Genomic DNA, 7,044 nt, shown 5'->3' with positions numbered 1-7,044 from the left:
CCATAGTCTTGCCGAAACTCATTTACCTGTAAAGACGATTGCGAATATTCATGATAATAAAGATTGTATGCAGGAAATTCATGCCGATAAGGTTTTAATGATAGCGATCGGAAATAATGATTATATCAGTTATAATAAACTGTTTGATCGTTATTACGGGCGTCTTTGTCAGTATGTGTATAGTCTATTGATGGATAGAAATGATGCGGAGGATGTTGTTCAAGAGCTTTTCTTGAATTTATGGAAAAATAGGGGGAGAATAGAGATAAAGGAAAATGTATCAGGATATTTATATCGGATGGCTAAACATCTGGCCTTGAACTTTATCCGATCAAAGGTGCAGACGGGAAGTTTATCAGAGAATCAAGACTTATTACTTCTATCCTATGAGGATAATCAACTGGAAACAGAAGAGTTTAGGATCGCTCTTTATGATTGTATAGACCATTTGCCGGATCGGAGCAGAGAAGTGTTACTTCTTCACAGGGTAAAAGGATTGAAGCAGAAAGAAATATCGGAGAAACTATCTATATCCGTGAAAACAATTAAAAATCTAATATGGATGTCTTTACAGAAGTTGAAGGAATGTCTGGAGATGAAGGAGGTATAAAATAATGAGAAAATTTTCAAGGTTCGTATAGGACCTTTTTTTATTTGTGGTGTCATTTAAATAAAGACTAGACTCATGGAGAAGAAAAAGCAAATAGGAGAACACATCGTTGACCATTTATCGGAGAGGATGAATGAAGAGATCGTGGATCCGGTTCTGGATGAATGGTTGGCTGAGGATGAGTCTAATCAAGAAGATTTTAAACGGTATAAAGAGATCTGGAAAGAAACAGGCTCTTATCTGGAGCAAGAAACTTTTAATGCTCAATACGCATGGGATAAGATCGATCGTATCAATAAGGAGAGAGATAATAAGCGGAAACGCTTGGTGAATATCGGATATATCATTTCAGGAGTGGCGGCTACTTTATTGCTTGTCCTCGGGTTTTCGAAAATGGGAGTATTTGATAAACAGCCGGAAATGCTGGTTCGAATGACCGCTGATTACGGAAGCCGATCGGAGGTGGTCTTGCCGGATGGTTCCGTTGTTAAGCTGAATTCTGGATCTGATATTACGTATTCTTATAACGCGAAGGAGAATATCAGGGAAGTGAATTTCCAAGGAGAGGGCTTCTTCGATGTCTCGAAGAACAAGATACCGTTCGTGATCAAGATGAGCAATGGATTACGCTTAAAGGTACATGGTACTTCTTTTAATTTGCAAGCGTATACGGATGAAAAAACAGTTGAAGCCTCGTTGGTGGAAGGCTGTATCGAGTTGGATCATGGGAATGATAAGTTGCTAATGAACGCCGGTGACATGGCGATTTTCGATAAGCAAACCAACAAGATGAGACCGACATCGGGCGTGTTATCTCATTCGTACAGTTGGCTGGAAGATAAACTCTATATGGATCATATGCCGCTAGCTTCCGTCTGTAAATATTTGGAGAGGAGGTACGATGTGACTATCCATCTTCAAAAGGATTTGGGGAATAGTATACATTACGATGGAGTCATACAGGAGGAAACCATAACGGATATATTGGGCGTACTATCCCGATTGAGTGATATAAGTTATAACGTGAAAGGAAAAAATATAAGTATAACCTCTAAATAAAGTCTGCCTATGAAGTAAAGAACAGGAATCGCATGAATACACATGAAAAAACGGGAAATGCTGGAACATTCCCCGTCATCTTTTTGATCATTAAAATTAGTGCTCGTAACACTAGTGTTAACAAACAATCGAATTACAAATATATGAATTTTTGGAATATAGCAAGGCCGGAAGAGTCTCCGGTCCTTAAAAAAACTTTGTCTATTATGAGATTGACGACATTATTCTCTATCGCATGTTCACTTCAGATCTCGGCCTCTGTCTATTCGCAAGAGACAAAGTTGTCTTTGGACGTTAATAACCAGACAATAAAGGAGGTTCTTTTCAAGATAGAGAAACAGTCTGGCTTCCGTTTTATCTACGAGAGCGAGAAGGTTAACCTGAATAAGAAAGTATCTGTACATGTGAAAGAGCAGACGGTGGAAACCATTTTAAAGCGTCTTTTCGCAGGGGAAGGCGTAAAGTATGAGATTACGGAGAATAATTTCATCTTGATTAATCCCTCTACAAAAAACGAGAAAGCCGCCCCTTCCTCACAAGCCGTTTTGCAAAAGAAGAATTTAGTGCAAGGTGTAGTGACCGACGAGAATGGAGAACCTATTATCGGTGCGAACGTAGTTGAGAAAGGTACTACCAACGGAACGGTTACGGACCTTGATGGAAAATTTACGATGGAGGTATCGGAAAACGGTGTCCTTCAAATCTCTTACATCGGATATGCCATGACGGAATTGCGTCCCGGCAAGGAAGCGAATTTGAACGTGAAGTTACGGGAAGATGCTTTGCAAATGGATGAGGTTGTAGTTGTCGGTTATGGTACGGTAAAAAGAGCGAACTTGGGTGGTGCCGTATCTAGGGCCGACGCGAAAGCGTTTGAATCTCGTCCGATTCAGAATGCGGCTCAGGCTTTGCAGGGAGAGGTACCCGGTTTGACGATTACACGTGCCGGAGGCGCTCCGGGTTCGGACATGACCATGAAGGTTCGTGATGTCTCTTCTATCAACGGTGGTACTCCCCTTGTTTTGATTGATGGAGCGGAGGGAAACATTAATATGATCAATCCTTCCGATATCGAGAATATTTCCGTATTGAAAGATGGTACGGCCGCTATTTACGGTGCTCGTGCCTCGGATGGTGTTATTCTGGTGACAACGAAAAGTGGTAAGCGCAATCAGAAGACATCTGTTGCTTTTGATGCATATTACTCTATTAAGACTCCTGCGTTGTTAAGGAAACCGGCGAATCTATTACAACATGCAGAGATGGCCTTGGAGATCACCGATGGATCATTCACTCCAGAATACACGAGAGATCAATTGGACCTGATCCGGCAGAATAGTGATCTGGTGTTGACTGATGCGGAATGGGGGCGTTGGACCGGTTATCCGCAATTCTTCAAGGATCAAGACTGGAATGATATGCTTATTGGCAATGGTAATATGCAGAATTACAATGTCAATATCTCCGGCGGTGGAGAGAGATACTCGTATATGTTGTCTTTAGGCCATCAGCGGGAGGAAGGTATCCCTAAATTTGGTGAGGATGTGAACAAGCGTTACTTCGTACGTGCTAAATCGAGCGTCGAGATCTTCAAGAACTTGACTTACGATCTTAATTTAGCTTATGAGGCAAGCAACAGGGACTATTCCTCGGGTTTGACGGAAGGACAAAATATATGGGAACTGATTTATAAGACTCGCTCTTGGACTCCGATGTACAATCCGTCGGGAACTTTCTATACATTCGAGGGTTTCGATAATCCGGCTCAAGTATTGGAAGACGGGGGTATGGTGAATAAGACTACAGGTAATATAACGGTCAACAACCAATTACGCTGGAAAGTGATCGACGGATTACAATTGGTGGGGCAAGCCGTGATCCGTAAGTATGATCAGGATGAGAACGTGACGAACAAGAAAATCATCAATTACGATTGGGATAATAACGAGGTCCGGGAGAAACGTACGCCGAATAGCGCGGAGCGTCGTTACCAGAAAACTTTATCCAAGAACTTCACGCTCTATGCTGATTATAAAAAGAACTTCAATGACCGGCATGATTTAAGCGTGATGGTCGGTACTTCCCATGAGTCTGAGAACTATGATAGGTTCACGGCGAAGCGTATTAACTTCGACCAACAAGAAAATATGTCTTTGCAATTGGGTAGCGCCCAAGATCAAAACGCTTGGAGCGAGGGAAATCAGTGGACGATTAATTCTTTCTTCTCCAGAGTGAATTATACGTTTGCCAATAAATATGTCATCGAAGGAACGATCCGTGCGGATGGTAGTTCCCGTTTTGATCCGGATCACCGTTGGGGATGGTTCCCGGGTGTAAATGCGGCTTGGCGTGTCGGAGAAGAGGGTTTCATGAAACGGTTAGGTTGGTTCGAGGACTTGAAGGTAAGAGCTTCTTACGGAGAGATGGGTAATCAGTCCGGTATCGGATTGTATGATTATATTCAATTGATCTCTTTATCGAACGATTATTATCCTTTCGGGGCTGGAGTAAAAGGACAAATGGCTACGTCTGGAAATATTATTTCTACCTCTCGTACATGGGAGACGATCCAGACAACCAATGTGGGATTTGATTTCTCGACGCTCAATAACCGTTTATATGGATCGTTCGACTACTTCTGGAAAGAGAATAAGAATATGCTTATCCCGAAGACATATCCTTCTATGTTAGGTGCGGACGCTCCGAGCACGAACAGCGGGCATTTAAGTATTCATGGATGGGAAATCTCTCTAGGCTGGAGGGATCAGATCAAGGATTTCAGCTACTCGGTTCGCTTTAATATCAGTGACGCGAAAAACAAGGTCGTGGATCGAGTTGGAAGTAACCTGATCCAATTAGGTAATAACGAGACTCCGACCGGATATCCGTTGAATTCCTATTTCGGATATGAATTTGATGGAATCATCCAGAATGAGCAAGAATTGGAGGCGTATAAATCTCGTTTCTCGGAAGGGGGTATCCCGGGTGACTTGAGCGTAGGTGACGCTATGTACAAGGACTTGGATGGAGACGGGAAGCTATCCGTATTAGGTGATGGTAAAGAAGGCTCCGGTGACGTGAAATACTTGGGCGACAAGAACCCGCGTTATAATTTCGGCTTTAACCTGAGTATGGCTTGGAAGGGATTCGATTTGAGTGCTTTCATACAAGGAGTCGGCCGTAGGACGATGTTCTTGGAAGGGGAGAGCCGGTGCCCGATGCCAGAGGCATGGTATCAATCCGCCGAGTATTGGTATGGAAAGACTTGGACCCCGGAAAGAACGGACGCCCAGTATCCGGCGATCACGTTGAAGGATAAACGAAACTACAATTATTATGTATCTACGAACACGAAGTTTAACGTTGCGTATGCTCGTTTGAAAAACTTGCAGTTCGGTTATACGATCCCGCAGACTTTGACCTCGAAGGCCGGTTTGCAGAAGGTGCGGGTGTATTTTTCCGGCGAGGATTTATTTGAGGTACATAACACGCCAAATGGTTGGGACCCGGAGGAGAACAGCGGTAGCATTACTTCCTATCCGTTTACCCGTAATTATTCATTTGGTATAAATGTCGTATTTTAAAAATTAAAGCGAAAAGTCATGAAAAACTATCGGATAATATTGGGAAGCTTTATTGTTTCCGCTTTGTTCTTGTCAAGTTGCCAAGATATAGACCTGTTGCCAAAAGATAATATGCCGGACGAGCTATTCTGGAAAACCCCGGATGATTTCGAGAAAGAGGTCAATTGGCTCTACACACGTACCGAGACGTTCGGCACGAAGGATACGGATAGCGATATCGCCTATGAGTTGAACGAGAATACGACGAGCAACGGTACGTTGATCGCCCCGAATACGGATGCCCTATGGGACTCTACTTTCATAGACCTGCGTCAGAGCAATATGATTATCGAGAAGAGCCAGACGTACGAGGGCGATCCCTCGGAGATCGAGCGGTATGTGGCTGAGGCCCGTTTCTTCCGTGCTTACTCGCATTTTCGGTTGATGGCGAAATATAACGATATTCCTATCTTGACGAAGGTGCTTACCGTAGATTCCCCGGAGTTGTATGGTTCTAGGAATAAGCAACAGGAGGTGGAAGACTTCATCTTGTCGGAACTCAACGAGGTGTATTCTAAACTACCCTTGCAAAGTGAGTTAAGCTCGGATGAGGTGGGACGTGTAACCCAAGGCGCTGCCTTGGCATTGAAAGCGAGGGTTGCCTTGTTTGCCGGGACGTGGGCGAAGTATCACCAGCACCGTTCGGACTATCAGCAGTTGTTGCAACAAGCGATCGATGCCGCTACAAAAGTGATCGATAGTGGTGAGTATGCTTTATATGAAGGCTCTGGTGAGGAGAGCTACCGCTACTTGTTTATCAATGCGGGCGATAATTCAAAAGAGGGTATCTTCGACAGTCGGTACGAGACGGATATCCGCCACCATAGCGACGCGTGCCCTGTATATTGGGGATGGCGAGGGACGCCTACCCGTAAGCTGGCCGATATGTATTTGTGTAAGAGTACGGGATTGCCGATTGAGAACGCTAATTCCGGATTTGAGGGATATGCCACGATCAAGAGCGAATATGAGAATCGTGACCCTCGTATGAAACAGACCTTCTTGATGCCCGGAACCGACTATATCAGTCCGCAAGACGGCGCCTTGACCTGCCCGCCGCAATTTACCATACGTCCCGAGACACGTACGGGTTATAAGTTGTGGAAATATATGGCGGAGACTTCCGTTCCTTCTGACAAGGATGTATATGATTATCACATCATCCGTTATCCGGAGGTATTGCTGATATTGGCTGAGGCCACTTACGAGAAAGACGGGGCGATCAGCGATGACATCTTGAACAAGACGATCAATGTGATCCGTTCCCGGAAAGGCGTGGAGATGCCTCCTCTGACCAACGCTTTCGTGAAGAGCAATGGGTTGGATATGCGGACGGAGATCCGTCGGGAACGTACGATCGAGTTAGCGTTCGAAGGCTTCCGCAGGGATGATTTGAGACGTTGGAAGACGGCTGAGACGGAATTGATAGGTGCCATAAAAGGCATTAAGCTGAAAGGTTCGGAATACGAGAACTTGGATGTCTTGAACGAGGGAAATCCCGGTTTGACAGACGAAAATGGATTCTTGATTGTGGAACCGGCGGAGAATCGTAACTTTGTGACCCCGAAGCATTACTATTATTCCCTTCCGTTGGATGAGTTGTATCTGAACCCGAACTTGGCTCCGAACAACCCGGGGTGGTAGGGTAATGCCTTATATTCCGGTAAAAATGGCCTTGCACTGGTGTAAAATGCCTTTTTAGATCTAAGAAATGGCTTTTCACCCTCGCGAAGTACCTTTTAGATTTCTAAA

General features: G+C 44.3%; 4 protein-coding genes. All 4 read left to right on the top strand.

Annotated features, from left to right (window positions below; genetic code table 11):
* The first annotated feature begins 67 nt into the window (after nt 1-67).
* The 4 genes from DWX84_RS13780 to DWX84_RS13765 all read left to right on the top strand — a co-directional run bounded on the left by DWX84_RS13780 (nt 68) and on the right by DWX84_RS13765 (nt 6,936).
* A complete protein-coding gene (locus DWX84_RS13780) occupies nt 68-610 on the top strand; it encodes an RNA polymerase sigma factor (RefSeq protein ID WP_005863538.1) in 543 nt (180 codons plus the stop codon).
* A gap of 75 nt (nt 611-685) precedes the next feature.
* Complete coding sequence (locus tag DWX84_RS13775; RefSeq protein ID WP_048926994.1) at nt 686-1,669, top strand: FecR family protein; 984 nt, start codon at nt 686-688, stop codon at nt 1,667-1,669.
* 143 nt (nt 1,670-1,812) lie between these two features.
* A complete protein-coding gene (locus tag DWX84_RS13770; RefSeq protein ID WP_121960728.1) occupies nt 1,813-5,253 on the top strand; it encodes a TonB-dependent receptor in 3,441 nt (1,146 codons plus the stop codon).
* 18 nt (nt 5,254-5,271) lie between these two features.
* Complete coding sequence (locus DWX84_RS13765; RefSeq protein ID WP_121960706.1) at nt 5,272-6,936, top strand: RagB/SusD family nutrient uptake outer membrane protein; 1,665 nt, start codon at nt 5,272-5,274, stop codon at nt 6,934-6,936.
* The last annotated feature ends 108 nt before the right edge of the window (nt 6,937-7,044 follow it).

The organism is Parabacteroides sp. AF21-43 (genome assembly GCF_003635435.1).
GTDB classification, from domain to species: Bacteria; Bacteroidota; Bacteroidia; order Bacteroidales; family Tannerellaceae; genus Parabacteroides; species Parabacteroides distasonis.
Note: the sequence above shows the minus strand (reverse complement) of the source record. Positions and strands in the feature narration are given on the sequence as shown.